The sequence below is a fragment of the Kribbella endophytica genome (assembly GCF_054781295.1).
In genome coordinates this window covers 684,165-709,304 of record NZ_BAAGUR010000004.1, presented here as the reverse complement: position 1 = coordinate 709,304, position 25,140 = coordinate 684,165, and the positions used below count along the sequence as shown (strand labels likewise).

General features: G+C 69.3%; 27 protein-coding genes. 16 read left to right on the top strand and 11 right to left on the bottom strand.

Annotation, left to right across the window (positions count from 1 at the left end):
- Window positions 1-73: 73 nt before the first annotated feature.
- From ACYVIO_RS35060 to ACYVIO_RS35040, 5 genes are all read right to left on the bottom strand, one after another.
- Window positions 74-796: a GAF and ANTAR domain-containing protein gene (locus tag ACYVIO_RS35060; RefSeq protein WP_460655260.1), complete on the bottom strand. Its 723-nt coding sequence runs from the start codon at window positions 794-796 to the stop codon at window positions 74-76.
- 119 nt (window positions 797-915) lie between these two features.
- Window positions 916-1,602, bottom strand: a complete 687-nt coding sequence (locus tag ACYVIO_RS35055) for a GAF and ANTAR domain-containing protein (protein ID WP_460655259.1) — start codon at window positions 1,600-1,602, stop codon at window positions 916-918.
- A 64-nt stretch (window positions 1,603-1,666) separates the two neighbouring features.
- Window positions 1,667-2,053: a VOC family protein gene (locus ACYVIO_RS35050; protein ID WP_460655258.1), complete on the bottom strand. Its 387-nt coding sequence runs from the start codon at window positions 2,051-2,053 to the stop codon at window positions 1,667-1,669.
- A complete protein-coding gene (locus ACYVIO_RS35045; protein ID WP_460655257.1) occupies window positions 2,050-2,691 on the bottom strand; it encodes a hypothetical protein in 642 nt (213 codons plus the stop codon). Before ACYVIO_RS35045 ends, ACYVIO_RS35050 begins: the two co-directional genes overlap by 4 nt.
- A gap of 43 nt (window positions 2,692-2,734) precedes the next feature.
- Window positions 2,735-3,178, bottom strand: a complete 444-nt coding sequence (locus tag ACYVIO_RS35040; RefSeq protein WP_460655256.1) for an Hsp20/alpha crystallin family protein — start codon at window positions 3,176-3,178, stop codon at window positions 2,735-2,737.
- A gap of 151 nt (window positions 3,179-3,329) precedes the next feature.
- Here ACYVIO_RS35040 and ACYVIO_RS35035 point away from each other — a divergent pair, with 151 nt between their 5' ends.
- The 4 genes from ACYVIO_RS35035 to ACYVIO_RS35020 all read left to right on the top strand — a co-directional run bounded on the left by ACYVIO_RS35035 (window position 3,330) and on the right by ACYVIO_RS35020 (window position 6,077).
- On the top strand, window positions 3,330-3,566 hold the full coding sequence (locus ACYVIO_RS35035) for a hypothetical protein (RefSeq protein WP_460655255.1): 237 nt from the start codon (window positions 3,330-3,332) through the stop codon (window positions 3,564-3,566).
- A 122-nt stretch (window positions 3,567-3,688) separates the two neighbouring features.
- Complete coding sequence (locus ACYVIO_RS35030; RefSeq protein ID WP_460655254.1) at window positions 3,689-4,639, top strand: alpha/beta hydrolase; 951 nt, start codon at window positions 3,689-3,691, stop codon at window positions 4,637-4,639.
- A 43-nt stretch (window positions 4,640-4,682) separates the two neighbouring features.
- Window positions 4,683-5,411 carry a DUF427 domain-containing protein gene (locus ACYVIO_RS35025; RefSeq protein ID WP_460655253.1) on the top strand — a complete coding sequence of 243 codons (729 nt, stop codon included), beginning with the start codon at window positions 4,683-4,685 and terminating at the stop codon, window positions 5,409-5,411.
- 78 nt (window positions 5,412-5,489) lie between these two features.
- Window positions 5,490-6,077: a rhomboid family intramembrane serine protease gene (locus ACYVIO_RS35020; protein ID WP_460655252.1), complete on the top strand. Its 588-nt coding sequence runs from the start codon at window positions 5,490-5,492 to the stop codon at window positions 6,075-6,077.
- Window positions 6,078-6,108: 31 nt separating this feature from the next.
- Here the strand turns inward: ACYVIO_RS35020 and ACYVIO_RS35015 are convergent, their stop codons facing one another.
- The gene (locus tag ACYVIO_RS35015) at window positions 6,109-6,534 is read right to left on the bottom strand and encodes a MarR family winged helix-turn-helix transcriptional regulator (RefSeq protein WP_460655251.1); all 426 of its coding nucleotides are present in this window, start codon (window positions 6,532-6,534) and stop codon (window positions 6,109-6,111) included.
- An 84-nt stretch (window positions 6,535-6,618) separates the two neighbouring features.
- Between ACYVIO_RS35015 and ACYVIO_RS35010 the strand changes: the two genes are divergently transcribed.
- Entirely contained in the window at window positions 6,619-8,418 is a 1,800-nt protein-coding gene (locus tag ACYVIO_RS35010; RefSeq protein ID WP_460655250.1) for an ABC transporter ATP-binding protein, read from the top strand.
- Between the two features lie 34 nt (window positions 8,419-8,452).
- On the opposite strand, the gene ACYVIO_RS35005 is transcribed toward ACYVIO_RS35010, so the two are convergent.
- Window positions 8,453-8,932 (bottom strand): MarR family winged helix-turn-helix transcriptional regulator, encoded by a 480-nt coding sequence (locus ACYVIO_RS35005; RefSeq protein ID WP_460655249.1) that lies wholly within the window; start codon window positions 8,930-8,932, stop codon window positions 8,453-8,455.
- Between the two features lie 86 nt (window positions 8,933-9,018).
- On the opposite strand from ACYVIO_RS35005, the gene ACYVIO_RS35000 reads away from it, so the two are divergent.
- The gene (locus ACYVIO_RS35000) at window positions 9,019-9,873 is read left to right on the top strand and encodes an alpha/beta fold hydrolase (protein ID WP_460655248.1); all 855 of its coding nucleotides are present in this window, start codon (window positions 9,019-9,021) and stop codon (window positions 9,871-9,873) included.
- Here the strand turns inward: ACYVIO_RS35000 and ACYVIO_RS34995 are convergent.
- The gene (locus tag ACYVIO_RS34995; protein WP_460655247.1) at window positions 9,870-12,551 is read right to left on the bottom strand and encodes a helix-turn-helix transcriptional regulator; all 2,682 of its coding nucleotides are present in this window, start codon (window positions 12,549-12,551) and stop codon (window positions 9,870-9,872) included. The genes ACYVIO_RS35000 and ACYVIO_RS34995 overlap by 4 nt on opposite strands.
- Window positions 12,552-12,695: 144 nt before the next feature.
- On the opposite strand from ACYVIO_RS34995, the gene ACYVIO_RS34990 reads away from it, so the two are divergent.
- The 6 genes from ACYVIO_RS34990 to bdeA all read left to right on the top strand — a co-directional run bounded on the left by ACYVIO_RS34990 (window position 12,696) and on the right by bdeA (window position 18,339).
- On the top strand, window positions 12,696-13,490 hold the full coding sequence (locus tag ACYVIO_RS34990; protein WP_460655246.1) for an ABC transporter ATP-binding protein: 795 nt from the start codon (window positions 12,696-12,698) through the stop codon (window positions 13,488-13,490).
- Entirely contained in the window at window positions 13,483-14,202 is a 720-nt protein-coding gene (locus tag ACYVIO_RS34985; protein ID WP_460655245.1) for an ABC transporter ATP-binding protein, read from the top strand. The genes ACYVIO_RS34990 and ACYVIO_RS34985 overlap by 8 nt, the downstream gene beginning before the upstream one ends.
- Window positions 14,199-15,050 carry a branched-chain amino acid ABC transporter permease gene (locus tag ACYVIO_RS34980; RefSeq protein ID WP_460655244.1) on the top strand — a complete coding sequence of 284 codons (852 nt, stop codon included), beginning with the start codon at window positions 14,199-14,201 and terminating at the stop codon, window positions 15,048-15,050. Before ACYVIO_RS34985 ends, ACYVIO_RS34980 begins: the two co-directional genes overlap by 4 nt.
- On the top strand, window positions 15,047-16,063 hold the full coding sequence (locus tag ACYVIO_RS34975; RefSeq protein ID WP_460655243.1) for a branched-chain amino acid ABC transporter permease: 1,017 nt from the start codon (window positions 15,047-15,049) through the stop codon (window positions 16,061-16,063). The genes ACYVIO_RS34980 and ACYVIO_RS34975 overlap by 4 nt, the downstream gene beginning before the upstream one ends.
- Window positions 16,060-17,379: an ABC transporter substrate-binding protein gene (locus tag ACYVIO_RS34970; protein WP_460655242.1), complete on the top strand. Its 1,320-nt coding sequence runs from the start codon at window positions 16,060-16,062 to the stop codon at window positions 17,377-17,379. Before ACYVIO_RS34975 ends, ACYVIO_RS34970 begins: the two co-directional genes overlap by 4 nt.
- Window positions 17,380-17,469: 90 nt before the next feature.
- The gene (bdeA, locus tag ACYVIO_RS34965; protein ID WP_460655241.1) at window positions 17,470-18,339 is read left to right on the top strand and encodes a bis(hydroxyethyl) terephthalate hydrolase; all 870 of its coding nucleotides are present in this window, start codon (window positions 17,470-17,472) and stop codon (window positions 18,337-18,339) included.
- Window positions 18,340-18,388: 49 nt separating this feature from the next.
- Here the strand turns inward: bdeA and ACYVIO_RS34960 are convergent, their stop codons facing one another.
- Entirely contained in the window at window positions 18,389-19,039 is a 651-nt protein-coding gene (locus tag ACYVIO_RS34960; RefSeq protein ID WP_460655240.1) for an O-methyltransferase, read from the bottom strand.
- A gap of 59 nt (window positions 19,040-19,098) precedes the next feature.
- Between ACYVIO_RS34960 and ACYVIO_RS34955 the strand changes: the two genes are divergently transcribed.
- Window positions 19,099-19,671 carry a TetR/AcrR family transcriptional regulator gene (locus ACYVIO_RS34955; RefSeq protein WP_460655239.1) on the top strand — a complete coding sequence of 191 codons (573 nt, stop codon included), beginning with the start codon at window positions 19,099-19,101 and terminating at the stop codon, window positions 19,669-19,671.
- A gap of 6 nt (window positions 19,672-19,677) precedes the next feature.
- On the opposite strand, the gene ACYVIO_RS34950 is transcribed toward ACYVIO_RS34955, so the two are convergent.
- Window positions 19,678-20,493, bottom strand: a complete 816-nt coding sequence (locus tag ACYVIO_RS34950) for a phytanoyl-CoA dioxygenase family protein (RefSeq protein WP_460655238.1) — start codon at window positions 20,491-20,493, stop codon at window positions 19,678-19,680.
- Window positions 20,490-21,377 carry a helix-turn-helix domain-containing protein gene (locus ACYVIO_RS34945; protein ID WP_460655237.1) on the bottom strand — a complete coding sequence of 296 codons (888 nt, stop codon included), beginning with the start codon at window positions 21,375-21,377 and terminating at the stop codon, window positions 20,490-20,492. Before ACYVIO_RS34945 ends, ACYVIO_RS34950 begins: the two co-directional genes overlap by 4 nt.
- A gap of 148 nt (window positions 21,378-21,525) precedes the next feature.
- Here ACYVIO_RS34945 and ACYVIO_RS34940 point away from each other — a divergent pair, with 148 nt between their 5' ends.
- The 3 genes from ACYVIO_RS34940 to ACYVIO_RS34930 all read left to right on the top strand — a co-directional run bounded on the left by ACYVIO_RS34940 (window position 21,526) and on the right by ACYVIO_RS34930 (window position 25,107).
- Window positions 21,526-22,431: an MBL fold metallo-hydrolase gene (locus tag ACYVIO_RS34940; RefSeq protein ID WP_460655236.1), complete on the top strand. Its 906-nt coding sequence runs from the start codon at window positions 21,526-21,528 to the stop codon at window positions 22,429-22,431.
- A 32-nt stretch (window positions 22,432-22,463) separates the two neighbouring features.
- Entirely contained in the window at window positions 22,464-23,795 is a 1,332-nt protein-coding gene (locus ACYVIO_RS34935; RefSeq protein ID WP_460655235.1) for a carboxylesterase/lipase family protein, read from the top strand.
- Between the two features lie 85 nt (window positions 23,796-23,880).
- Window positions 23,881-25,107 (top strand): alpha/beta hydrolase family protein, encoded by a 1,227-nt coding sequence (locus ACYVIO_RS34930; protein WP_460655234.1) that lies wholly within the window; start codon window positions 23,881-23,883, stop codon window positions 25,105-25,107.
- The last annotated feature ends 33 nt before the right edge of the window (window positions 25,108-25,140 follow it).

Here is a 25,140-nt window from a genome sequence, read left to right as displayed (position 1 = left end):
GTACCCCGGAGGTGGTGCCGGCGACGGTGCAGAACTTATGCAAAAGTCATTCGGCTCTGGAGGGCGGCAGTCCTCAGTCGCGCTGCTCGTCCTCGGGCCGAAACGTCTCGCGGCGGGAGACGACGTCCTTGGCGAGCTCGAAGAGGCGGCGGCCCTGACTGTAGGAACGCGCCCGCAGCAGCAGGAGCGCCTCGGCGATGCCGACCTTCGCCTGGATGGTGATCATGCCGGCAGCTTGATGGATCGCCCGATGGCTGTCCGCGGCGTTGGCCAGGTGGGGATGCAGCTGGCCTCGAGGAGCGGAGTCCTGGAGATCGAGCAACAGTGCAGAGGCGGCCGCGGCGAAGTCCGAGGCCTGAGCGACCTGCTGAGAGTCCAGCCCGCCGGTGGTTGCGCGGTACAGATCCAGTACGCCGTACCGAATCGCTCCCAGTCGCACGGGAAAGGCGAACGTTGCCGCGATCCCGGCGTCGAGCGCGGCGGGTGCGTAGCCCGGCCACTGCGAGATTCCCGTCGAGGCGAGGTCAGGCTGCAGTACCGGCTGTCCGTCCCGGTAGGCGTCCAGGCAGGGCCCTTCGCCGAGAGTCTGCTGCAGATCCTCCATGGTGCTTGCCGGTCCGTCGGTCGCCGCCAGTGTGCCGCTGTGACCCCGGTTGGTCATCAGAGCCAGCGCGGCGCCGGAGATCGGGAGCGTGGCGACCGACGCTTCGCACAGTCTGTGCAGGACGTTCCCGTTGTTGTCGCCGGTGACCGTCAGGATCTCGACCAGGATCTCGTGCACTCGTAGTGAAGGCACAGCTCCCACCTTGTTCTCGGCAGGCCGGTACCAGGCGCGGAGAGCCCGGCGCGGCAGCTGGAAGGTCCTGAAGTTCCGGATGTCAGCACTCGCTCTGTACCCAAGCGGTAACCCACAACTCAGGTGCGGAGCGGACGATCTTCGTCCAGGGTGCCGGTTTCGTTGACGCGCTGTGCGACGGCGTGCAGGCGTTGGTTGCGGTCCTGCGAGTAGCGCTTCAGTACGGCGAACGCCTGCACCGCGTCGACGTCGTACCGCTCCATCAGTCGTCCGATCGCCTGCCCGACGTCCTTGCGCGAATCGAGGGCCTGGTGCAACGAATCCTCCGTCCGGGCCGACGCGATGGCGATCGACGCGTGCAAGGCGAGGAGCCGCGCCGCCTCGCGATCGGCCTCGCTGAAGACGGCCGGTTGCGAGGAGATCAGGTTGAGGACTCCGCTCGTCGAGTGCGACGTGAACAAGCGGATCGCCAGGGCACTCCGGATCCCGCCGGCGGCGGCGGTGGCCGCCCACTTCGGCCACCGGTTGTCGGTGTTGGTGTCCTCGATGAGGACATCGTCGTGACCGCTGATGGCCAGCAGGCTGGGACCTTCGCCGAGATCGATCTGGAGCTGGTCCGCGTCGGTGATCAACTGGTCGGTCGCCGCGACCGTGCGAGGTTGCTTGCGGTGCATCAGCATCACCGACGCGTGGTCGTAGTGCAGCGCCTCGACAGCGAACTGCAGCACGCCCTCGACTGTCGCGAGGGTTCCACTCTGGTCGTGCAAGGTCATGGCCAAATCGTGGTAGCTGGCCTGGTCGGTCATCCGTCGTCTCCTCACCGCGGGGCAGGGACCTCCCAGGGCGTCAGCAAACGCCCGGAGGTTGGTATCAGCTGGCGACGGCGTACAGGCTGGACGGCACGCCGGCTGATTCGCTGAGATGAAGGGCCGGGTCGAGAAGCCGGATACAGGCGCCGGTGCGGTCGGCGAAGACCGCGTAGCGGCCCAGTGGGCTGGGGGCCGGGGCGACCAGCCAGTCCAGGTCTGGGTGGGCCTCGAAGAACGTGTCGACGTCGCCGACGTCGTACACGCCACCGGATCCGAGTGCTCCTTCGGCCGGATCCCGGACCAGCGCGATGGTCGCCGCACCGCCCGACGGCGCCAGCAGTGCGGTGTCGTCGTCCGGCCAGGCGACTGCCTCCAGGCCGATGCTGCGGTAGTAGTCGACACTGGCGTCGAGGTGGTCGACGGGTCGGAGTTCGAACAACAGCTTCATTGCGGTCCCTCCTGGGTTTCTCGGGTTCTTGACGTACCACTGGCTCGCCGTACGGCGTCGGTCTGTTCGCTGATCGCGAGGATCCGTTCGGCCAGGCCGGGATGGCCGTGGCCGAGTTGCGATCCTGCGTCGGCGAGTGGCTCGAGCAGCGCGGCGGAGTCGTCGCTGCCCAGAGCGTCGTGGACTCGTTCGACGGTGGTCTGCGCGGCGTGATCGGCTCCCGCTGCCGCGACGACCTGCCCCGCCAGGAGGCGGAGATCGGCGGCGTGGTCCTTGGCCCACGACTCGACAGCGCGATCGCCGGCCCGCTGGGCCCTCGCCGCCTCCACCCGTTGCTCACCGTTCATCGAGGCGTCGGCGGTGTTGGGCTTCATCCGCAGGTACCTGCGTTCGGCCGCCTGTCTGCTGGCCACCCCGAGTGCGGGAGCCAGTTGCACCCAGCTGACCCCGTCCGCTCGCGCGGCGTCGATCAGCTGGGGCTCCCACTGGTTCAGCCGATCCCGCAGACTCCGCAACCGCGTCAACGCTTCCAGCACACCAGCTGAGTCGGGCTCGTCCAGCCTGGCCAGTACGTCGGTCACGAAGGCAAGCGTCGCCGCAGCTTCCTCAGCCTGACGCGCAGGATCGGTCGATGTCATGACACCTCACACCGGTAGTGGCCGCAGGCAAGCATGCCGTCGGTCAGCTGTCGAGCTGCTTGGCTTCGGCCCTGGTGGCGTTGACCGAGATCTTGCGAGGCTTGGCCTGCGCCGCCACCGGGATCTTCAGCGTCAGTACGCCGTTGTCGTACGCCGCTTCGATCCGTTCCGCGTCGAGCATGTCGCCGAGGAACAGCTGCCGCGAGAACACCCCGAGCGGGCGTTCGGCGACCTGCATCTCCACCCCGTCGCCGACCGGCGCCGGCCGCCGTTCGGCCTTCACCGTCAGCACGTTCCGCTCGACGTCGAGATCGATCGCGTCGGGCGCGACCCCGGGCAGATCGAACACGACCACGTACTCGTCACCCGACCGGTACGCGTCCATCGGCATCGGGCTCGGCTTCGACCAGGTCCCCGCCGTCGAACCGCCGGTCACTAGCTGCGCCAGCCGATCGAACTCACGGAACGGGTCAGTGCGCATCAACATGGTTCCACCTCCTGAGAGTCGTCATCATCGGGCGTCAACACGCACAACTTTTCTAACACGTCATCGAATGGATGACAAGCCATCCGTCATCCATCCGATGACAGCGACGCCTCCTCGCTGACAGGCGGAGCTTCTGGTGTGGTTGGGGGCCGTGGTGTCGCATCTGGCGACCGGTGACGGTGTTGTGTCGTGGGGGCCGCCGTTGATGTTCGCGGCGTTCGCCATGCTGTCCTGGGCGTTGAGGCCGGCCGGTCGGGCGAAGCCTCGCGGTTGGGTGGTTCCGATCGGGCCCGTCGTCGTTCTGTACGCCGTGGCCATCGTGACGCTGCCGGCTGCCGAAGACCTCACGCGCGAGTGGGCGGTCGAGCGCGGCTGGATCACCGAGTAGACCCGCGCGAGGCATAAGCGCCGTCGTCACAAGGACGGCCGCTGTCCGGTCTTGATGCGTGAGCATGCTCGTCGGGGCGGTACCTGCCGACGGGCTCGAGGCCGGACGAGAGGATGCAGTCAGTGAGCGAACACGTTCTTGAAACCGCAGCGCAGGAGTTCGCCGACGCCACGGCCAAGCCGCCGTTGCTGTACGAGTTGGGAGTGGACGGCGCGCGGGCGTTGCTGGACAGTGTCCAGGCGGAGCCGGTCGAGCTGCCGGAGGTCGACGAGAAGTGGATCACCGTCACCGCGCCGGTCGGCGACGTGGGCGTGCGGATCGTCAAACCTGTCGGTGTGGAAGGCGTTCTGCCGGTTGTGCTGTACGTGCACGGAGGTGGCTGGATCCTCGGGAACGCCGGGACCCATGACCGCCTGGTCCGTGAACTGGCGGTCGGCGCCGGCGCGGCGGTCGTCTTTGTCGAGTACACCCGGTCGCCAGAGGCCCGGTACCCGGTCGCCATCGAGCAGGCGTACGCCACCGCGCAGTGGATCGTCCGGTACGGCGACAGCGAGAACCTCGATCCGGCGCGGATGGCGATCGCGGGCGACTCCGTCGGGGGGAACATGACCGCCGCCCTCACCATTCTGGCCAAGCAGCGCGGTGATGTGACCTTCGTGCACCAGTCCCTCTACTACCCGGTGACCGACGCCGCGCAGGACACCGGCAGCTACCGCGAGTTCGCCCACGGGCCGCACCTGACGGCGAAGGCGATGGCCTGGTTCTGGGACGCGTACCTGCCCGACCTCGCGGCCCGCGCCGAGATCACCGCTTCACCGCTGCGAGCGAGTCTCGACGAACTCACGGGACTGCCGCCGGCGCTCGTCGTCGTGGACGAGAACGACGTACTGCGTGACGAGGGAGAGGCGTACGCCCGCAAGCTCGTCGCGGCAGGCGTCCACACCACGAGCATCCGCTACAACAGCACGCTGCACGACTTCATGATGCTCAACCCCGTTCGCCACACCGCGGCCAGCACGGCCGCGACCGAGCAAGCCGTCCAGACGCTTCGAGCGGTGCTCCACTCCAAGTGATTGACAAGACGGAACGGACCCAGACCATGAACAGGCCGCTGTCGTGACCGACTTCCCTCCGATGATCGTGCCGGTCGATCACACCGCCCCGGTCCCGCGCCGGATCAGGGCGCAGCTCGACAACCGCTGCGTCGTCGACACCACCAACGCGCTCTACCTGTGGGAATGGCCCGGCTACCCGGCGTACTACGTCCCCGTCGAGGACGTGGCGGCCGGGTTGCTGCGGGACACCGGGGAGACCGAGCCGCAGGATCGCGGTCTGGCCAGGATTCACGAAGCCGGTCGCGGACGGGCCCGCGTGTACGACGACGGGCTTGTGCCCGGACGGGTGACGTTCGAGTGGGACGCGATGGACGCCTGGTTCGAGGAGGACGACCAGGTCTGGGTCCATCCCAGGAGCCCGTACCACCGGGTCGACCCGATGCGCTCGTCGCGCCGGGTCCGGGTGGAGCTCGACGGGATCGTCCTCGCCGAGTCCGACGCCACGGTGATGGTGTTCGAGACAGGGCTGCCCACCCGGTACTACTTTCCCCGGCACGCCGTGAACTTCCAGCACCTGACCCCAAGCCCGACGCGGGCGCAGTGCCCGTACAAGGGACGCACTGGGGAGTACTGGTCGTCGGGGGACGAACCCGACCTCGCCTGGTCGTACGACTTCCCCACGGTCGCGCTGCGTCCGGTCATGGGGATGGTCGCGTTCCTGAACGAGCAGGTCGACCTGACCGTGGACGGGGTGCGGCTGGACCGGGTCGTCACACACTTCTCCCGCTGACTCGGCCGTGACAAACGGCAGGGTGCGGCGTGACAAATGTCGGAGGTACGGCGGCGTCCGCGGAACTAGATTCACACAGTGACAACTCGCTCCGTGGCGTCTGCTCCGCTGACGACCCTCACTGCCGGGCCGCGCCGGCCGTTCCTGACCGCGACGGTGTTCGCGGTGACACTGGCCTGCGGGATCGCGCAGCTCGCGTACCGGCCCTTGTACGAGCACGTCGTACGGGACGCTGCTCGCATCGACGACGGTCAGTGGTACCGCCTGCTGACCGGCATGTTCTTCCAGGACGGGTGGGCGTCTGGGCTGATCTCGAACCTGTTGCTGCTGGCAGTGTTCGGCGCGGTGGCCGAGCGCGTGCTCGGCCGGTGGCGGTGGTTGGTCCTCTACTTCGGCTGCGGATGGATCGGGCAGTTCGTCAGCTACGTCTGGCTGAACCCGGTCGGTGCGGGCAACTCGATGTGCGTCGCCGGTCTGATCGGAGGCCTGGCCACCGTCGGCCTCCTCGCCAACAGTCGGTACGGCGTCGTGCTGCCGCTGCAACTCCGGATCGCGGCAGTCGTCGTACCGGTCCTGGCCGTGGCCGACACGATCGTCCAGGACAACCACGGCATCCCTTGCCTGGCAGGCATGGCCCTGGCCTTCCTCCTCGTGCGACGCCCGTAGCACCGACGCGGTCGCGTTGTAACCGTGCGGGCTAGTGCTCCGAGTTGCGGAGCTTGCGGAGGATGTCGGTCAGTTCGGCGCGCTCGGCTTCGGTGAGGATGCTGAAGTAGGCCTCGGCCTCGGCGTCGCGGGAGGCGCGGATCGCCTCGCCGACCTGGGTCCCCTCGTCGGTCGGCGCTACCAGCGTCGCCCGGCGGTCCTGGGGGTCGGGACGCCGTTCGACCAGTCCGCGGTCCTGCAAGGCGTCAACCACCTCGGTGGTCGAGCGGGCCGCGATCCGCAGGTGGTCGGAGAGCTCGTTGAGGCGGAGCGGGCCCTCGCGGGTGAGGACACCGAGGGCGCGCGCGTGGGACGGCGCGATGTCCCACGGGGCCAGGGTCTTCTTGCGCAGGTGGCGCAGCTGATGAGCGACTCCCCAGAACGTCTCGGGGAGGGTCTCCTCTTCGTCAGCGGCCATGGGAATACCGTACCAACCAATCGTGTTGTAACCTCATTATGAGGTAACCTCAGTATATTCGTCCCCGACAGAACGGTGCTCGCCTTGGATCACGAGAATCTGGAGAGAGGCCGCCGCGGCGGCCCGAAATCAGCCACAGCCGCCGAGAAGGCCCAGGCCCGCGAGGTCTCGCTGGCCCGGATCGGACGGCTCTTCACCGCCCACAAACTGTCCCTCGCCGTCGTCACGGCGATCATCGTCGCATCCTCCGTGGTGGCCATGGCGTCACCCTTCCTGCTCCGCGCGGTCATCGACACCGCGCTCCCGCAGCAGGACCTGAAACTCCTGGTCTGGCTGGTCGTCGGCATGGTCGCCGTCGCCGCCGTGACCTCGGCCCTGGGCGTCGTCCAGACCTGGATCAGTACGACAGTCGGCCAGCAGGTCATGCACCGGCTGCGGACCGACGTCTTCGCCCACCTGCAGCGCCAGTCGATCGCCTTCTTCACCCGGACCCGCACCGGCGAGGTGCAGTCGCGGATCACCAACGACATCGGGGGAATGGAACCCGTCGTCACGTCGACGGCCACCTCCATCGCCTCCAACCTCACCACCGCGATCGCGACGACCGTGGCGATGCTCGCGCTGTCCTGGCAGCTCTCGCTCATCTCGCTGGTCGTGATGCCCCCGGCCATCTACCTGACCCGCAAGGTCGCCCGGATGCGCCGCGCCATCACCGCGCAGCGACAGCGCGAGCTGGCCGATCTCAACGTCACCGTCGAGGAAGGCCTGTCGATCAGCGGGATCCAGCTCAGCAAGACCATGGGCACCGCCGCGACCCTGGTCGAGCGCTTCGCCGCCTCGTCGGCCCGGTTGATCGATCTGGAGCTCCGCTCGGAGCTGGCCGGCCGGTGGCGGATGGCCTCGATGAGCGTCATCTTCGCGGCCATCCCGGCGATCATCTACCTGAGCGCCGGTCTGCCGATCACGGCCGGAACGCTGTCCATCGGCACCCTGATCGCCTTCACCACCTTGCAGGCCGGGCTGTTCCGGCCGCTGATGGGACTGCTCAACGTCGGGATCTCGCTGACCAGTTCGCTGGCCCTGTTCGCGCGGATCTTCGAGTACCTCGACCTGCCGATCGACGTCGACGACCCGGCCGACCCGGTCGAGCTCGACCCGGCCCGCCTCGCCGGCCACGTGCGTTTCGAGGACGTCACCTTCGTCTACCCGGGCAGCGAGACGGCCGCCGTGGCCGGCGTCAGCCTGGACGTTCCGGCCGGTACGACGCTGGCGCTGGTCGGTGAGACCGGCTCGGGCAAGAGCACCCTGGCCTCGTTGGTCGCGCGGCTCTACGACCCGACCAGCGGACGCGTCACCATCGACGGCATCGACCTGCGCGATCTGCGACTGGCCGATCTGGCCGGCGTGGTCGGCGTCGTCAGCCAGGAGACGTATCTGCTGCACACGACAGTGCGCGAGAACCTCCGCTACGCCAAGCCCGACGCCACCGACGCGGAGATCGAGGACGCGGCCCGGGCCGCCCAGGTGCACGAGTTGATCGCCGGACTCCCGGACGGCTACGACACCATGGTCGGCTCTCGCGGGCACCGCTTCTCCGGCGGGGAGAAGCAGCGGATCGCGATCGCCCGGACGCTCCTGCGCAACCCTCGGGTCCTGGTCCTGGACGAGGCCACCAGTGCGCTCGACACCGAGACCGAGCGGGCGGTCCAGCTGGCGTTCGACCGGCTGGCCGAGGGCCGGACCACGATCACCATCGCCCACCGGCTGTCGACGGTGCGCGACGCCGACCAGCTCGTCGTGGTCGACCACGGCCGGGTGATCGAGTCGGGAACGCACGCCACCCTGGTCGAGAGCAACGGCCGCTACGCCCGCCTGGCCACCTGATCACAGCAGTTCGTCGTACGGCGCAGGGCGAGTCCTAGATCGACTCTCCGAGGTCTCGGGCCAGCCAGCCCGGGGTGTCGAAGCGGACCGGCTGGGGGCCGACCAGTTCGATCAGCAGTGACTCGAGCTCCGCGAGTTTCTCGGGCCCGATCCGCTGCTGCCACTGGGCGCGGAGGTCGTCGAAGATGCCCTCGCCTTCCCGGAGCAGGGCGAACCCCCGGTCGGAGACCTCGATGCGCATCCGCCGGGCGTCAGCAGGATCCGCCGTGCGTACGACGTACCCGCGATCCTCCAACGTGGCGACCGTCCTGGCCGCTGCCTGCTTCGTCACCGACATGCGCCGGCCGAGCTCCGACGCGCTGTCGGCGCCGGCCGCGACGGCCCGCAGAGCGAAGTCGTGCAGCGGCCGTACGTCGTCGTAGCCGCGGGCGGCCAGTTCGAGCGTGGCCGCGTCGACCAGCGAACGAAAGCCTCCGAGCATCAGCAGGGCGAGGTCGGCACCAGAGCGTGACATGGCCTCACCCTAGGGCCGAACCTCGACAACGACAACATTGTTGTCTATCGTGAAGGACAACAATGTTGTCGATTTGGGAGTCGATCATGAGGGTCACCGGTATCACCCATCACACGGCGGACGTGAACGGGACGCGGCTGCACTACGTCGCGTCCGGCACCGCTGGGTCGCCCGTCCTCCTGGTCCACGGGTTTCCTGAGACCTGGCGGGTGTTCCACAAGCTCATTCCACTGCTCAGCGAGCGGCATCGCGTCTTCGCTGTCGACCTGCGCGGCTTCGGGGATTCCGCGGTCGCGGGGGACCAGCACGACAGCGAGACCGCGGCGGCCGACCTGAGTGAACTCATCGCGGCGCTGGACGTGGGGCCAGTTCATCTGAGCGGCCAGGACGTCGTCGGCGCGACCGTCTACCGCGTCGCTGCCACGCACCCCGAGCTCGTCAGGAGCCTCACGGCGATCGAGACAGGACTGCCCGGATTCGGCGTCGAGAGGCTGGGCGACGTCACGCACGGCGGCGCGTGGCACCTCGGCGTAGTGGCTGCGCCCGGTATCGCCGACATGCTCCTGACCGGCCGCGAACGAGCCTTCATCGCCGACTACGCGATCCCGGCCATGTGCGGCACCCCTGACGCCTTCAGCAGCGACGACATCGACGAACTCGTGCGCTCGTACTCGCGGCCGAACGCGTGGGCCGGTGCGGCCGGTCTCTACCGGTCGATGCTGTCGGAAGGCGAACAGATCAAGGAGCTGTCGCAACGGAAGCTCGAGATGCCGGTGCTGGCGATCGGCGGCTCGTCCGGCGACTTCACGCCGAACACCTTCGCCCAGGTCGCGACCGACGTCAGGTCGGCGGTGATCGACGGCATCGGGCACTTCGTCGCGATGGAAGCACCCGGCCGCCTCGCCGAGATTCTCCTCCCGTTCTACGCCGACGCCGACTAGCCCAGCAGGCGAGCGAGCTCGACCCGGGAGCGGACGTCCAGGCGGGCGAAGATGTTGCGCAGGTGGTGCTCCACCGTGCGGTGGCTGATGAACAGCTGCGCGGCGATCTCCCGGTTGGTGGCGCCTCCGGCGACAAGTTGGGCGATCTGCGACTGCTGCGGAGTCAGGTCGGCGGTAGGCGTCGGCCGGGTGGGGGAGATGGTGTCGCCGGCGGCCCGTAGCTCGGCGCGGACCAGGCCGACGAAGTGGGCGGCGTCGTACTGCTGGAAGATCTGGAGCGCGTCGCGCAGATGCTGACGGGCGGCCTTCGGGTGACGGTCGCGACGGAGCCGGTGACCGTAGAAGAGCTCGGTCTTGGCGAGCTCCATCGGCGTACCGCTGACCCGATGCAGGCGGATGGCTTCCCGGAAGTGCTCGTCCGCCGCAGGCCCGGCGCCGGCCAGCAAGGCGTGCGAACGGTGGGAGAGCGCGAGCCGGGCCGGGCAGCCCGTGCTGGTCGCCCAGCCCTCGTACTGCTGCAGGACCTTGGTCGCCGCCGCCTGCCGGCCACACGCCACCGCCGCCTCGACGTAGTGAGGAGCGGTCATCACCTTGATGCCCGGGTGCACCCGGCCGGTGTCGACGGCGAGCAGGCGGAGCCGGTTGAGCGCGTCGGCGGGCCGGTTGTCGACCAGGTCGACGCACGCCAGCGTCCACGACCCGAAGGTGCTGGGACGGCCGAGGCCACGGCGCGTCACATCGGCGGCGGCCAGGTGCAGCCGGTGGACAGCGGTGGTCTTGTCGCCCTGCAGCGCGGCCTGCAGCGCGAGGATCGTCAGATGGTCGACCACGGTGTTCGGCTGGCCCATCGACGTCGCTTCGCGAACGCCTTCCAGCGAGCAGTCCAGCGCGATCGAGTGCTGGTCGAGCAGGAGCGCGGCCAGCGACTTGTAGACCAGCGCCCAAGGTACGAGCGAGGTCATCCCGGTGTCACGCGCCACGGCCACGGCCTGAGAGGCGAGTTCGAGGGAACGACCGGCCCGGCCGAGGACGTACGCCGCCTGACTGCCCCAGATCTTCGAGCGCGCATCCGGCAGCTCTCGGGACAGCCGTACGGCGCGGTCGAGGGCGGCCCGGGCAGCCGGATGGTCACCGGCGAACGTGGCGGCCATGCCTTCGAGGTGATCGAACATCAGCGCGGTGACGGGTGGTTCGTCCGCGCGACGAAGGGTGGCCGCGCGGGCCGCGGTGCCGGCGTGCTCGGCCTGGTCGCCCGCGATGCTGGCGGCCTCCGCGGCGAAGACGAGCGCGGTGACGGCGAGCGTGCGATGCGAATCGAGCAGTTCCTCGGACGCCTTGAGCAGGCTGCGTACCGCCGTACCGGGTGCGCTGTCGCCCAGCTCGACGCCGCCGCGGACGAAGTCGGCGAGCCCGTGCAGCTCCCGTCCGCGCACGTGGATGGCGGCTTCACGCAGGATCGCGCGAGACGTTCGTGGCCGGCCTGTCGACCATTGATCGGCCGCGGCGGCGATCAGGTGCGCGGCCTTGTCCTGCGGCGATTCCGCGAGGGTCGCAGCGCGCTGTGAGGCCGCCGAGGCCACGGCGTAGTTGCCCGTACGCCGTGAGCGCGCCGCCGCGGCGCCGAGTTCGTCAGCCTGGTTGCCGGCCTGGGCGCGGCTCAACGCCGTACGGCTCATCGCTGCCCGGTGCCACAGCCAGCGTGCGGTGTGCTGCTCGGGGTCGAGCACGTTCGCGAGCACGGCGTGGGCCTGTCGCTGTTCACTCAAGGGGATCTCGGTACGCAGTACGAACCGGGTCAGCTGAGCCAGCCCGACGTGATCGCCCTGCACCAGCAGCAGCCCACTGTCGCGCGCCTCGTCCAGCGCGTCGAGCTCGGCGCGGACCACGGAGTCGAGCTCGAGGTCCTCGTCGACCACCGCGAGCAGGACGAGCTGCTGCGCCTCGGGGGACAGCGCGCGGAAGCCGCCTCGAAGGCGAGCCCGCAGCACGCTGTCCTGCGGCAACCGGCCGGGTGGTTCGGTCGAAGCAAGCTCGGTCAGCGCCAGCGGATTGCCTCCGGCGAGGTGAAGGAGATCCTCGGCGACATCCTCCGACAGGCCCAGGGGAGCGAGGTCGGACAGCAGTTCCATCGCGGCCGGGTCGTCCAACGGACGCAGGGCCAGCGCCGGGAGACCGGCCAGCGGATTCTCGCCGCGCTGCGGCTCCACAGTGAACAGTACGGCGAGCTGGTGGCCGGTGACGCGGCGGGCGACGAACGCCAGCGCTTCCAGAGACGATCGGTCGAGCAGACCTGCGTCGTCGACGAGGACGAGGAGCGGCTGCTCGGCCGCCAGCTCGCAGAGTAGGCGATGCACCTCGGTCTGCAGCACGAAGGTTCCGGCTGGCGATCCCGTCGCCAATCCCGTTGCCTCCCGCAACGACTGCGGGAGCCGATCGGTCACCGGGTGGAGCAATCGATGCAGACCGGCGGGTTCGAGCGCGGTCTCGGCCGGCACGCCTTGAGTTGTCAGCACGCGGAAGCCTGCGGTCGATCCGCTGCGCAGCAGCGACGATTTGCCCGCGCCCGGGCCGCCGGCGATCACCAAGGCAGAGCCCTGGCCGGAACGCGCCGAAGTCAGGACCTCCTGCACCGTCGCGCACTCCTGGTCCCTTCCGCGGAGTACGCCCTCGGCAGCCATACCGATCAGTATCGTCACCGTTCCCGGACTGGGAAGGGCTGGCGCGGAATTGTCGGCGGGCCGCACGACTGGTGGTTGTACCGATGCCGCCCGGGAGCGATCGGCCCAGACTGCTGCACACCATCGCCGGCGGGAAGGAGCCAGATGACGACCCCCTTCCCCGAGAAGGTGCTCGACGTCAGCGGAGTCACGGTACGGTTCGGCGGCCTCGTCGCGCTGCGTGAGGTCTCGCTGAGCATCGCGGCGCGCAGCGTGCTGGGCGTGATCGGACCCAACGGGGCCGGCAAGACGACGCTCTTCAACGTGATCTGCGGGTTCGTCCGGCCGGACGCCGGTGAGCTGCGCTGGAAGGGCCGGGCGCTGGGCAGTCACCGGCCGGACCAGCTCGCCCGGCTCGGCATTGCCCGCACCCTCCAGGGACTCGGCCTGTTCGGCGGTCTCACCGTGCTCGAGAACGTGATGGCCGGCGCCGGCGGATTCGCTCGGACCGGCTCTATCGCGGCCTTGCTCGGTACGGCGGGCGCAGCTCGCGACGAGGAAGAACTGCGGAGCCGAGCCCTCCGGCTGCTGCGCGAGCTCGATCTTGCCGACGTCCGCGACCACTTTCCCGGCGCACTTCCGTACGGCTCGCGCAAGCGGGTCGCACTCGCCCGGGCACTGGTGTCCGAGCCGGAGCTGCTGCTGCTCGACGAGCCCGCGAGCGGTTTGTCGATGGCGGAGACGGACGAACTGGCCGCCCGGATCCGTGCGTTGACCGATGCCACCGCGGTCGTCCTGGTCGAGCACCACATGGATCTCGTGATGGGCGTCTGCGACGAGGTGGTGGTGCTCGACTTCGGCGAGGTCATCGCGGCCGGCTCGCCTGACGACGTACGGGCCGATCCTGCCGTCGCCGATGCCTATCTGGGCCTTGCCCCTGGGGAGAGGCCCAGTGCTTGAGATCGAGGCGCTGACCGTTCACCACGGACTCGTCCGCGCGCTCTCGGACGTGACGCTGCGGGTGGAGGAGGGCAGCATCACCGCCGTCCTCGGTGCGAACGGCGCAGGCAAGACGACTCTCCTGCGTGCGGTCAGCGGCCTGATCCGGCCGACCGCGGGCCGGATCACCGCCTTCGGCCAGGACCTCACCGGGTTGCCCGCCGACCGGATCGCGCGGTCCGGGATCGCGCACGTTCCCGAGGGCGGCGGCGTCATTCCCGAGCTCACGGTCGCGGAGAACCTCCGGCTCGGCGCGCTGTGGCGGACAGATCGAGAGGATCGCGCCGCCGCCCTGGGTGCGACCCTCGAGCTGTTCCCGCCGCTGGCGCCGCGGCTCGACAAGCCGGCCGGGACGTTGTCCGGGGGCGAGCGGCAGATGCTGGCGATCGGCCGAGGGCTGATGGGCCGACCGCGGATGCTGCTGCTGGACGAGCCTTCGCTCGGCCTCGCGCCGCTGGTCACCGCCAAGATCATGGCCGTACTCCGCGACCTCCGCGCGGACACCGGCCTGACCGTCGTACTGGTCGAGCAGAACGCACGCAGTGCGTTGTCGGTCGCCGACCACGGCTTCGTCCTGGGGCTCGGCGAGCTGGTCGCGTCGGACGACGCGGCGTCCCTGCTCGCGGACGAGCAGTTGAGCGACGCGTATCTCGGCCTGAAGGGAGCACGGTGACCACGTTCCTCAACCTGACCGTGGCCGGTCTGTCCAGTGGTGCCGTGTACGCCGCGTTGGGGCTGTCGCTGGTGATCATCTACCGCGCGACACGGGTGGTGAACTTCGCGCAGCCCGCTCTCGCCCTGATCTCGGGGTACCTCGCCTACTCCGTCACCAAGAGCACCGGCAGCTACTGGCTCGGGTTCGCGGTCGCCGTCGTGGCGGGCACGTTGCTCGGGGTCGCAGTCGAGCGGCTGCTGATCCGGCCGCTCCGCAACGCGGGGGAGCTCAGCGCAATCATTGTGACGCTGGGGCTGCTCCTGGTGCTGCAGGCGGTCGCGGGGATGATCTGGTCCAACGAACCGCACGCGTTCTCCTACCCGTTCGACTTCCGCGGGCGGTTCTCGGCCAGCGATCTGTTCGCCGTACTGGCTGTGGTTGCCACCGCGGCCGGGGTCCTGCTGCTGTTCAAGTTCACGGCGCTGGGGTTGCGGATGCGGGCAGCGGCCTTCAATCCCGAGGTGGCGCGGCTGCTCGGCGTACGGGTCGGTGTGATGCTGACGATCGGTTGGGGACTGGCCGCGGCCGTGGGGTCGCTGGCGGGGATGCTCGCGATTCCGCCGTTCATCTCGCCGACCGTGCTGGACGAGGTGTTCGTCTACGCGCTGACCGCGGCGGTACTCGGCGGGCTCGACAATCCGCTCGGCACGATCGTCGGTGGTCTAGCGCTCGGGATCGGCCTGTCGTACGTGTCGGGGCTGCTGGGCCCGGAGCTGGTGCCCTTGGCCGCGCTGGCGATTCTCGTTGCTGTACTGGCGATCCGGCCCACCGGGCTGTTCGGCCGGGCCATGGCGAGGCGCGCATGAGGAGGCTCCCGCCCTTCGCCGTCCACCTGGCTGCCGCCGGGGCCGCCTTGGTGCTGCTGGTCCTGCTCACCATCGCCACGGATCCGTTCACGAACCTGCGGATCGCGACCGTCGGCTACTACCTGATCGCGGTGGCCGGGCTGGCGTTGCTGACCGGGTTCAACGGGCAGATCTCGTTGGGCCACGGCGCGTTCATGTTCATCGGTGCCTACACGGTCGCTCTTCTCGTACTGCGGGTGCCGGCACTCCCCATCTGGATCGACCTCGCGCTGGCGGCGGTCGCGGGAGGGCTCGCGGGCCTGCTGGCCGGCGCGGCCGCGGCCCGGTTACGTGGGCCGTACCTCGCAGGCGCCACCCTGGCGCTGGCGGTCGGGCTTCCGGCGGTCACGCAACGCTTCCCGGATCTACTTGCCGGCAGCAACGGCCTGAGCTTCACGGTCAACAGTCAGCCTGCGGGGCTCAGCGCCGTACCGGCGACCCGCTGGCAGGCGTGGATCGTCTGGGCTGCTGTCCTGCTCGCCCTGGTGGTGCTCGCGAATCTCGCCCGCGGCCGGCTGGGACGCACCCTGCGGGCAGTCCGTGACGACGAGGTCGCCGCGGCGCTGGCCGGCGTACATGTTGGTCGGACGAAGATCCTCGCGTTCCTCGTCAGCTCGGCCTGCGGCGGGCTCGCGGGCGGTCTGCAGGCATTCCTGCTCGGTACGGCGGCGCCCGGCTCGTTCACTCCGGCATTGTCGCTTTCGCTGCTCGCCGCGTTGGTCCTCGGCGGGCTCGGGAGCCTGTGGGGCGCGCTGTGGGGAGCGATCGCACTGGTTTACATCCAGGTCTGGACCGACGACCTCGCCGAGCTGCTCAGCCTGCGCAGCAACCTGTCCGACAACCTCCCGCTCGCCCTGTACGGCGTGGTGCTCATCGTGATCGTCCTTGCCTTCCCGGCAGGGATCCAAGGCGGCCTGCGCAAGGTCCGGAGCCGGGTGCGACGCCCGGCTCCCTCTCAACGAGGAGAACAATGAGGAACAAGCGTTCGGCCGTCGCGGTCGTCCTGGCGTCCGCGCTGGCGCTCAGCGGGTGCGGCGGTGCCGGCGAGACGCCGGCCAACAGCGGCACGCAGAAGGGCGAGGCGGCGCCGGGGGTGACCGACACCGAGGTGGTGATCGGTACGCACCAACCGCTCACCGGTCCGGCCGCGCCCGGGTACAGCAAGATCTCCGTCGGCGCCAAGGCCGTGTACGACCACCTCAACGACAGCGGCGGGATCAACGGGCGCAAGATCACGTACAAGGTCGAGGACGACGGGTACAACCCGACCAGGACGGTCGAGGTGGTCAAGAAGCTCGTCCTGCAGGACAAGGTCTTCGCGATCGTCGGCGGCCTGGGAACGCCGACGCACTCGAAGGTGCTCGACTACCTGACGGCCGAAGGCGTACCGGATCTGCTCGTGTCCTCCGGCGCGCTGCTGTGGAACTCGCCGGACAAGCACCCGAACACCTTCGGCTACCAGGTCGACTACACCCGCGAGGGCAAGGTCCAGGGGCAGTACATCAAGGAGAAGTTCGCCGGGAAGAAGGTCGGTCTGCTGGTCCAGGGCGACGACGTCGGCACCGACACCCAGAAGGGTCTCGACCAGTTCATCAAGCCGCAGATCGTGGCGCGCAAGACCTACGACCCGGCCAACACCGACGTCACCCCGCAGATCTCGGCGCTGAAGGCGTCCGGCGCCGACGTACTGGTGTGCGAGTGCATCCCCGCCTTCACGGCGCTGACGATCCTCACCTCGCTGAAGCTCGGCTACAAGCCGCAGCTCGTGGTGAGCAGTATCGGGGCCGACCCGGCGACGCTGACCGGGCTGGTCGAGCAGTTCGCCAAGCAGGGCGGGAGCGAGGTGTCCGGTGCCGCGCTGCTGGCCGGCGTGATCGGCACCCGGTACCTGCCGAGCTCGCGGGCGGCCGACGATCCGTGGACCGCCTTCTTCAAGGGGATCCACGACAAGTACATCCCGAAGGAGCCCTTCACCGACACACTGGTCTACGGGATGGTGCAGGCCTACACCTTCGGGCAGGTGCTCAAGGCCGCCGGCCGTGATCTGACCCGGCAGAAGCTGATCGACGCCATGTCCTCGGGCGAGCTCAAAGGGCCTGGCCTGACGCCGTTCGGCTTCAGCAAGGACAACCACGCCGGGTACACCGGAGCCCTGGTGTTCCAGATCGCTGCCGACGGCAACGTCAAGACGCTGCAGGAGCCACGCGTGACCGACCGCGAGACCGGCGACGTGACGCCGTACGAGGAGAAGCGATCGACGCCCGAGGAGATCGGTCTCGTCGGCCGGTGATTGCACCGATGCGCCCAGGGCCCGCGCGTCGGAGGATGACAGTGAACGTGACCACCTGAATCCGTCCCGATCTTCAAGGGTGTGAGTGACGTGAGATTTCGCAGTGTTCTCCCGACAGTGACGTTGACGGTGGCTTTGGTTGCCACCGTCGCCGTCACGGCGCCGGCCAGCCAGGCCGCCGACAATCCGTACGAGCGCGGACCCGCGCCGAGCAACTCCAGCATCGAGGCCTCCCGCGGGTCGTTCGCGACGTCCTCCACGACGGTGTCGTCGACCGTCGCCGGGTTCGGCGGCGGCACGATCTACTACCCGACGACGACCACGGCCGGCACCTTCGGCGCGGTGGCCATCTCGCCCGGGTTCACCGCCCGGCAGTCGTCGATCTCCTGGCTGGGTCCGCGGCTGGCCTCGCAGGGGTTCGTCGTGTTCACGATCGACACCGACACGGTCTACGACCAGCCTGACAGCCGAGCCGACCAGTTGCTGGCGGCGTTGGACTACCTGACCCAGCGCAGTACGGTCCGGACCCGGATCGACGCTACGCGGCTCGGCGTGATGGGCCACTCGATGGGCGGTGGTGGCACGTTGCGGGCCGCGGCCCAGCGGCCCGCGCTGCAGGCGGCGATCCCGTTGACCGGGTGGCACACGGACAAGACCTGGGGTGACGTCCGGGTGCCGACGCTCGTGGTCGGCGCGGACGGCGACACGATCGCGCCGGTGGCGTCGCACTCGTCGCCGTTCTACAACACGTTGCCGTCGACGCTGGACAAGGCCTACCTGGAGCTGCGGAGCGCGACCCACTTCACGCCGAACAGCTCCAACACGACGATCGCGAAGTACAGCATCTCGTGGCTCAAGCGGTTCATCGACAACGACACCAGGTACGAGCAGTTCCTCTGCCCGGCACCGTCACCTGATCTGCGCATCGCGGAGTACCGGGACACCTGCCCGCACTCCTGACGCGCTCTCGTCCCGCCGGCGACGGTCCCCTGTAACCGTCGCCGGTGCTTCATGCCCGGCAGGAGATCTCCATGCCGTCCTCGACCGGGAAGGCGGTGGTGACGTACCCGTTGGCCGGGTCGCGGACGTAGTCGAGATAGCCCGCCATGCTCGGGAAGGTGATGTCGTCGGCAACCACCAGGGCGCCGGGGGCGAGGCGGTCTTCCAGCAACCGCAGTACGGGGAGGCAGAGGTCCTTCCAGCCGTCGAGCAGGACCAGGCCGATCGGGCCCGGCACGTCCGCGAGGGTGGTTAGTGCGTCGCCGGCCAAGATCGTCACCGGCTCCGCGACGCCGGCTTCGTCCAGGTTGGCCTGGGCCGCGGCGATCTTCGCCGCGCTGAGCTCGGTCGTGAGGACCTGGCCGACGCCGTTGTCGGCGACCGCGGCCGCCAGGTAGATGGTCGAGATCGCGTACGACGTACCGAACTCGACGACCGTCGTAGGTCTCGCGGCGCGCACGAGCGAGTAGAGCAGCGCTCCGCCGGCCGCGGAGATCGGCATGTAGATGTCGGCCAGGGCGTCGGCTCGCTCCTGCGCGGTCGCCGACTCGTAGGGGTTGTCGTCGGTCCATGGCGAGGGCGCGGCGTCGTCGCGGTCGGCACCGGCGAACAGTCGATCGAGGACTTTCCGGACCGCGGGGCTTTGCAGTGTGTTGGTCATGGCCGCTACGCTAGACGCAACGTAGAGTCTAGGCAAGAGAGATCGCGAGGAGGACGGCAGTGCATCACGGGAACCGGCACGGACGGAGCGAAGAGGCGCGGCAGGCCGTGCTCGAGGCGGCCGACGATCTGCTGGTGGAGAAGGGGTACGCCGGCCTGACGATGGAGGGAATCGCGCGCCGCGCCGGGGTGGCGAAGCAGACGATCTACCGCTGGTGGTCGTCGAAAACCGAGATCCTGATCGAGGCGTTCGTCGACGACGCCGCGGAGTACCTCACGCCGGCCGACACCGGCGACCTGGCCACGGACCTGCGCCGCCACCTCGCCAAGCTCGCCACCTTCCTGACCGCTACGGACGCTGGCGCTGTCTTCCGCGCCCTGGCCGGCGAGGCGCAGCATGACCCGGCCCTGGCGGAACGTCTCCGGGCGGAGCATCTCGGCGCGCAGCGCGAGAGGGGTCGCCAGCCGTTGCTCAGGGCAATCAGTCGGGGCGATCTCCCGGCCGGCACCGACGTCGACTTCGCCGTCGACCAGCTGGTGGGCCCGATCTACTACCGAGTCCTCGTCACCGGCGAGCCGGTCTCCCGCAAGTACACGGACCACCTGGTCACGCAGTACCTGAAACAGATCTGACGGAGGTCACCGCGCGTCGTACAGGACGGGGTTACGCGGGGTGTCCGGGACCTGGCCGACGGTGGTGCCGGGCATCCAGGCGAGGTCGCTGATCTGGTTGTCGTTCGTGGGGTCGGTGATGCGGATGTCGGCGTCCATGTAGATGACGGTCATCACCCGGCGTGGAACGGTGCCGTGGTTCGGGCCGGCGTGGTGGAAGGTCCAGCCACGGTGGAAGCTGGCGTCGCCCAGCGCGAAGGGCTCGACGACGTGCTCGAACCGCTGCTCGGCGACGGCCTGCGCGAGTGCGGCCTCCGACTCGTCGCTGATCGGCAGGTCGCGGCCGGACGAGAAGTTGTGACTGCCGCGCGCGAAGGCGAGCGGGCCCATCTCCAGCGGCGTGTCCTGCAGCGGCAGCCAGAGCGTGCAGATGCGATCGCTGGACAGCGGCCAGTAGTACTGGTCCGCGTGCCAGGGGGTGATACCGCCGTTCGGCTCCTTGTAGAGCGCCTGGTCGTGGTAGAGGCGGACCGCGTGGACTCCCAGCAGCCCAGCGGCGATGCCGGCCAGCCGCTTGGAGTACACCAGCTCCCGGACTACCTCGTTGTGCTCCCAGAGGTTGGTCACCTGAAGGAAGGCCTTGCCGTAGGTGCCGCGTTCCTCGAGCGGGAGGTGCTGGGTGTTCAGCCGGATGACCTCGTCCGTGATCGTCGGCTCGAAGTGCTCGACGGTCTCCGGCGCCAGCACGTTCGACAAGTGGGCGAAGCCGTCGCGGGCGAAGTCGGCGGTGGCGGTCGCGGACAGCGGGTAGGTCCGGTCGAGTTCTGTGGCGAGGGAAGTCATCCGGCGTGGCTCCTTGAGCGCAGTGGGCTGGTACGGCCGATGGTCTGCCTGAGGAGCGCGAGTGCAGACTCCGACGACGAGCCTGCGGGTGTTGTCACCGCGATCAGCCTCTGCTCCGGTGAACGGACGATCGCGAGTGTCTGTTGGGTGACGGTGACCGCGCCGACCAGCGGATGCTGCAGGTCGTAGGAAGCGGCGTCGCACGGCGCGACGCGATGATCGGCCCACAGGGCGACGAACTCCGGGCTCTTCATCGAGAGCTCGCCGATCAGGGCTGCCAGCTCCGGGTCGTCGGGGTGGAGACCGACGGCGATCCGCAGGTTGCCGACCACGGCTCTGGCCTTGCGTTTCCAGTCGGTGTAGAGCTCACGGCAGTGCTCGTCGAGGAAGAGCATCCGGCTCGTGTTCGGGCGGTTGGCGGGCTCGTCGGGCGAGGCGGGATCGATGTGGCCGGCAAGCAAGGCGTGGCCCAGTTCGTTCCAGGCCAGTACGTCGGTACGCCGTCCGAGAACCAGCGCGGGAATCCCGTCCAGCGCTCGGAGCAGATCGAGGGTCTCCGCCGTGACGCACTCGGGCTGCCGGCGGCGGACTTTCGGCGTACGGCGTGATGCGTTCGCCAGCCTCTCGAGGTGCGCCTGCTCGGCGGCGTCGAGCCTGAGCGCGCGAGCGATCGCCTCGAGCACCTCCGGGGACGCGCCACGGGACTGGCCCTGCTCGAGCCGCGCGTAGTACGACACCCCGACACCCGCCAGCTGGGCCAGCTCTTCTCGCCGGAGGCCCGGCACTCGCCGTCGCGGCCCGAAGTCACGGAGCCCGACGTCTTCGGGTCGCAGTCGCGCCCGTCGTGCGCGCAGGAAATCACCGAGCGGTCCGGAATCGTCCATTGGTCCAGTATTCGTGGTCGTTCAACCCCCAGCCACACCCCGCCGGGGGTAGGACGAAGGGGGAGTGGCTGCCCGGTCGTCGCCGCAGCAAGCTCGGGTGCAGCTCACCCGTCACGGTCGACGACCGTGCAGACCCCGAGGACGGACGATGGACCAGATCGTGTTGGGCGACGTCACCGTAACCCGCATCAAGGAGTACTACGGCTCGGTCGCGATGAGCCCCGAGACCTTCTTCCCGGAGAGCCCCGCGGGTTCCTGGGCCGAGCACCAGGACTGGCTCGCGCCGGACTTCTGGGATCCCGAGACGCACGAGTGCGTCTCCGCCATCCAGACCTGGCTCCTGCGCAGCGAGGGTCGCACGATCCTCGTCGACACGGGGGTCGGCAACCACAAGGACCGGCCGTACGCACCGGTGTGGAGCCGCCTCGACACCGACTACCTGGACAACCTCGCAGCTGCCGGCGTACGGCCGGAAGACGTGGACCTGGTGATCAACACCCACCTGCACGTCGATCACGTCGGCTGGAACACCCGCCTCGACGGCCGCACCTGGGTGCCGACCTTCCCGAACGCGACGTACCTGATGACGCAGCGGGACTTCGACTTCTGGAACCCGGCGAACGGGCACCAGCCGATCCTTGGCCGCGGCAACCAGAATGTGTTCGAGGACAGCGTCGCTCCGGTCCACGAGGCAGGGCTCGTCCACCTGTGGGACGACACGTACCGGATCGACGCGAACCTGCGGCTCGACCTCGCACCCGGGCACACGCCGGGCTCGTCGGTACTGAGCCTGGAGTCCGGCACCGACCGCGCGCTGTTCGTCGGCGACCTCGTCCACACCGCGTTGCAGATCGTCGAACCGGACACGAACAGCTGCTTCTGCGAGGACCCGGTCGAGTCCCGTGCGACCCGGCGTCGGCTGCTCGGCCGGGCCGCGGACGACAACGCGCTCGTCCTCCCGGCCCACCTCGGCGGCCACGGCGCGGCCGAGGTCGTCCGCGACGGCTCGAAGTTCGCCATCAAGGACTGGGCCGGGCTGGCTCGCATCTCCTGATCATCGCCACGACTCCCGAAAGGACAGGCCTCGTGCCTCACCAGGACACCGCCGTCGTCGACACCCCCTCTGGCGCCGTCCGCGGCGTACGTGACGAGTACGGCGAGCTGTACCGAGCGATCCCGTACGCCGCAGCGCCCGCCGGCGCGGCCCGCTTCGCGGCCCCCGTCCCGCACGCGGGCTGGACCGGCGTGCGCGACGGCACCAGCCCTTCGCCCACGGCGCCGCAACCACGCAGGGACTTCGGCCGCCTCGACCTGACGCCGTACTTCGGGCCGGGTTGGGTCCCTGGGCAGGACTACCTCACGGTCGACGTCCGTACGCCGTCGTCGGGCGGCGGTGCGCTGCCGGTGATGGTCTTCGTCCACGGCGGCGGATTCGTCACCGGCTCGTCCCGAGCCAGCCTGTACGACGGCCGGGCGTTCGCCCGCGACGGGATCGTCCTGGTGACGCTGAACTACCGCCTCGGCATCCCGGGGTTCCTCGACCTCGAGGGAGCACCGGCCAACCGTGGGCTGCTCGACGTACTGGCGGCCCTCGCCTGGGTTCGCGACACCATCGCGGTGTTCGGCGGCGACCCGGACGAGGTCACGGTGTTCGGGCAGTCCGCCGGAGCGACGCTCGTCACGGCCCTGCTCGCGGCCCCGGAGGCGAAGGGCCTGTTCCGTCGGGCGATCGTGCAGAGCGGAAGCGGCACCGGCGCGTTCACACCGGAACAGGCGCAGCGGGTGACGGGAGCGGCCGCGAAGGCGTTGGGTGTGGCGCCCACGCTGGACGACTTTGCGACGGTCCCGGACGAGCGCTTCCTCGAGATCCTGCCGCGGCTCGCCGGGCTGGACCTGCGGACCGCGACCGCCAACGATCCGCTGGCCGGTCTCAGCCCGTTCAGCTTGGTACTGCCCGAGCAGCCCGCGGACTCACTGGCGGGCGGGCCTGCCTCCGAGGTCGATCTCCTGATCGGCACCAACACCGAGGAAGGCCACCTCTACCTGGTTCCGCAGGGCAACTTTGACGCGACGTCGGGAGAACTCCGGTCCGCGGCTCTCGGCGAAACACTGTTCGGCGCGGGCACCGCACGGATGATCGAGGCCCACCGCCGGATCTCCGGCGGGCGCACCCATGTCTACCGGTTCGGCCATCGGTCCACCGCGCTCGACGGAAAGCTCGGGGCCGCTCACACCGTCGAGCTTCCGTTCGTCTTCGACCTCGCCGACGAGCCATGGTTGCACGGGGCAACCGGTCTGCTCGGCCCGTCCCCGGCACCCGCCGGCCTCGCTGCCCGGATGCACGGTGCGTGGGTCCGGTTCGCCCGCACCGGAAACCCGGGCTGGGCCGCAGGCGACACCGTGGAGACGTTCGAGTGAGCGCCGTGAGAAATGGCCATTGGGTGGACGACTCCACCCGAATGGCTGATCCGCGGGGCCGGTCATGATCGGCAGAGTCGGGGGCATGACCGCCATCGGACGACGTCCCGTCCTCGCCCTCCTTGCTGCCGGCGCGACCGTCGCAGTACTGCCTCGATCCGCCACTGCCGACCTTGCGAAGTACCAGCTGGTGCTGCCGGAACCGACCGGTCGGTTCCGGATCGGTGTCACCGAGCTGCATCTGGTCGACGATTCTCGTGCCGACGTGTGGGTGCCGTCGCGTCGTCGTGAACTGATGGTCAGCATCTGGTACCCGGCTGTTCCCTCGACCCACGGCTCTCGGAATCCCTATGCGCCGGCGAAGGTCGCGACGGCGTTGGCCGACGAGGTCGGCTCGGCGCTGGGCCTGGCCTCTGGAACGGTCGATTACGCCGGTACGCCGACCCACGCGCGCACCGGGATCGCCGCACTCGGGCGCCACCCGGTGATCGTGTACTCGCCGGGCTTCGGAACGTCCCGGCTGCTCGGCACGCAGCACGTCGAGGATCTCGTCAGTCGCGGGTACGTCGTGGTGACGATGGACCACACCGGCGAGGCTCCGGTGGAGTTCCCCGACGGGCGCGTCTCGCCGGTCGTCGCGCCGGTGGAGGAGCTCGAGAGGGCGGTGGCGGTTCGGGTCGCTGACACGAAGTACGTGCTGGGCCAGCTCGCGAGGCTCGCTCGTGGTGTGAACCCGGATGCGGAGCGGCGGTCGCTGCCGCGCGGTCTGGGGCACGCGTTGGACCTGCGGAAGGTGGGGATGCTCGGCTATTCGCTGGGTGGGTTCACCGCGGCGCAGACGATGCTGACCGATCGACGGATCGCGGCCGGTGTCGACCTTGACGGCACGTTGCAGTACGCGTTCCCGGACGGTGAGCTGAGTGAGGTCGCGAAGCGTGGGCTGGACCGCCCGTTCCTGCTGTTCGGCGGCGCGGATCATTCGCACTTGTCGCAGCCTGGTCAGCCGATGAACGATCCGTCCTGGACGAGCTTCTGGGCCCATCAGCGGGGCTGGAAGCTCAACCTGCGTCTTCCCGAGGGCACGCATTCGTCGTTTGCCGACTACCAGTTCTCCCTGCCCGCGATCGCGAAAGCCTTCGGCGTCCCGGCTGACGCCGTCACCGGCTTGCTCGGCACGGTGGACCCGGCCCGCAGTGTCGCCGCGCAGCGGGCGTACCTGGCGGCGTACTTCGATCAGTTTCTGAAGCACCGCCCGCAGCATCTGCTGCTCGGCGAATCACCGAAGTACCCGGACGTGCGGTTCGTGCGGTAGCTCCCGGAGGTGACCTATGGGTATTAGGTAGCT

Excerpts from the sequence above, each read along its gene's own strand:
- ACYVIO_RS35055 (WP_460655259.1), bottom strand. The coding sequence starts at position 1,602 with ATGACCGACCAGGCCAGCTACCACGATTTGGCCATGACCTTGCACGAC.
- ACYVIO_RS35050 (WP_460655258.1), bottom strand. The coding sequence starts at position 2,053 with ATGAAGCTGTTGTTCGAACTCCGACCCGTCGACCACCTCGACGCCAGT.
- ACYVIO_RS35045 (WP_460655257.1), bottom strand. The coding sequence starts at position 2,691 with ATGACATCGACCGATCCTGCGCGTCAGGCTGAGGAAGCTGCGGCGACG.
- ACYVIO_RS35040 (WP_460655256.1), bottom strand. The coding sequence starts at position 3,178 with ATGTTGATGCGCACTGACCCGTTCCGTGAGTTCGATCGGCTGGCGCAG.
- ACYVIO_RS35015 (WP_460655251.1), bottom strand. The coding sequence starts at position 6,534 with ATGGCCGCTGACGAAGAGGAGACCCTCCCCGAGACGTTCTGGGGAGTC.
- ACYVIO_RS35005 (WP_460655249.1), bottom strand. The coding sequence starts at position 8,932 with ATGTCACGCTCTGGTGCCGACCTCGCCCTGCTGATGCTCGGAGGCTTT.
- ACYVIO_RS35000 (WP_460655248.1), top strand. The coding sequence starts at position 9,019 with ATGAGGGTCACCGGTATCACCCATCACACGGCGGACGTGAACGGGACG.
- ACYVIO_RS34995 (WP_460655247.1), bottom strand. The coding sequence starts at position 12,551 with ATGGCTGCCGAGGGCGTACTCCGCGGAAGGGACCAGGAGTGCGCGACG.
- ACYVIO_RS34990 (WP_460655246.1), top strand. The coding sequence starts at position 12,696 with ATGACGACCCCCTTCCCCGAGAAGGTGCTCGACGTCAGCGGAGTCACG.
- ACYVIO_RS34975 (WP_460655243.1), top strand. The coding sequence starts at position 15,047 with ATGAGGAGGCTCCCGCCCTTCGCCGTCCACCTGGCTGCCGCCGGGGCC.
- ACYVIO_RS34970 (WP_460655242.1), top strand. The coding sequence starts at position 16,060 with ATGAGGAACAAGCGTTCGGCCGTCGCGGTCGTCCTGGCGTCCGCGCTG.
- ACYVIO_RS34960 (WP_460655240.1), bottom strand. The coding sequence starts at position 19,039 with ATGACCAACACACTGCAAAGCCCCGCGGTCCGGAAAGTCCTCGATCGA.
- ACYVIO_RS34950 (WP_460655238.1), bottom strand. The coding sequence starts at position 20,493 with ATGACTTCCCTCGCCACAGAACTCGACCGGACCTACCCGCTGTCCGCG.
- ACYVIO_RS34945 (WP_460655237.1), bottom strand. The coding sequence starts at position 21,377 with ATGGACGATTCCGGACCGCTCGGTGATTTCCTGCGCGCACGACGGGCG.
- ACYVIO_RS34940 (WP_460655236.1), top strand. The coding sequence starts at position 21,526 with ATGGACCAGATCGTGTTGGGCGACGTCACCGTAACCCGCATCAAGGAG.
- ACYVIO_RS34930 (WP_460655234.1), top strand. The coding sequence starts at position 23,881 with ATGACCGCCATCGGACGACGTCCCGTCCTCGCCCTCCTTGCTGCCGGC.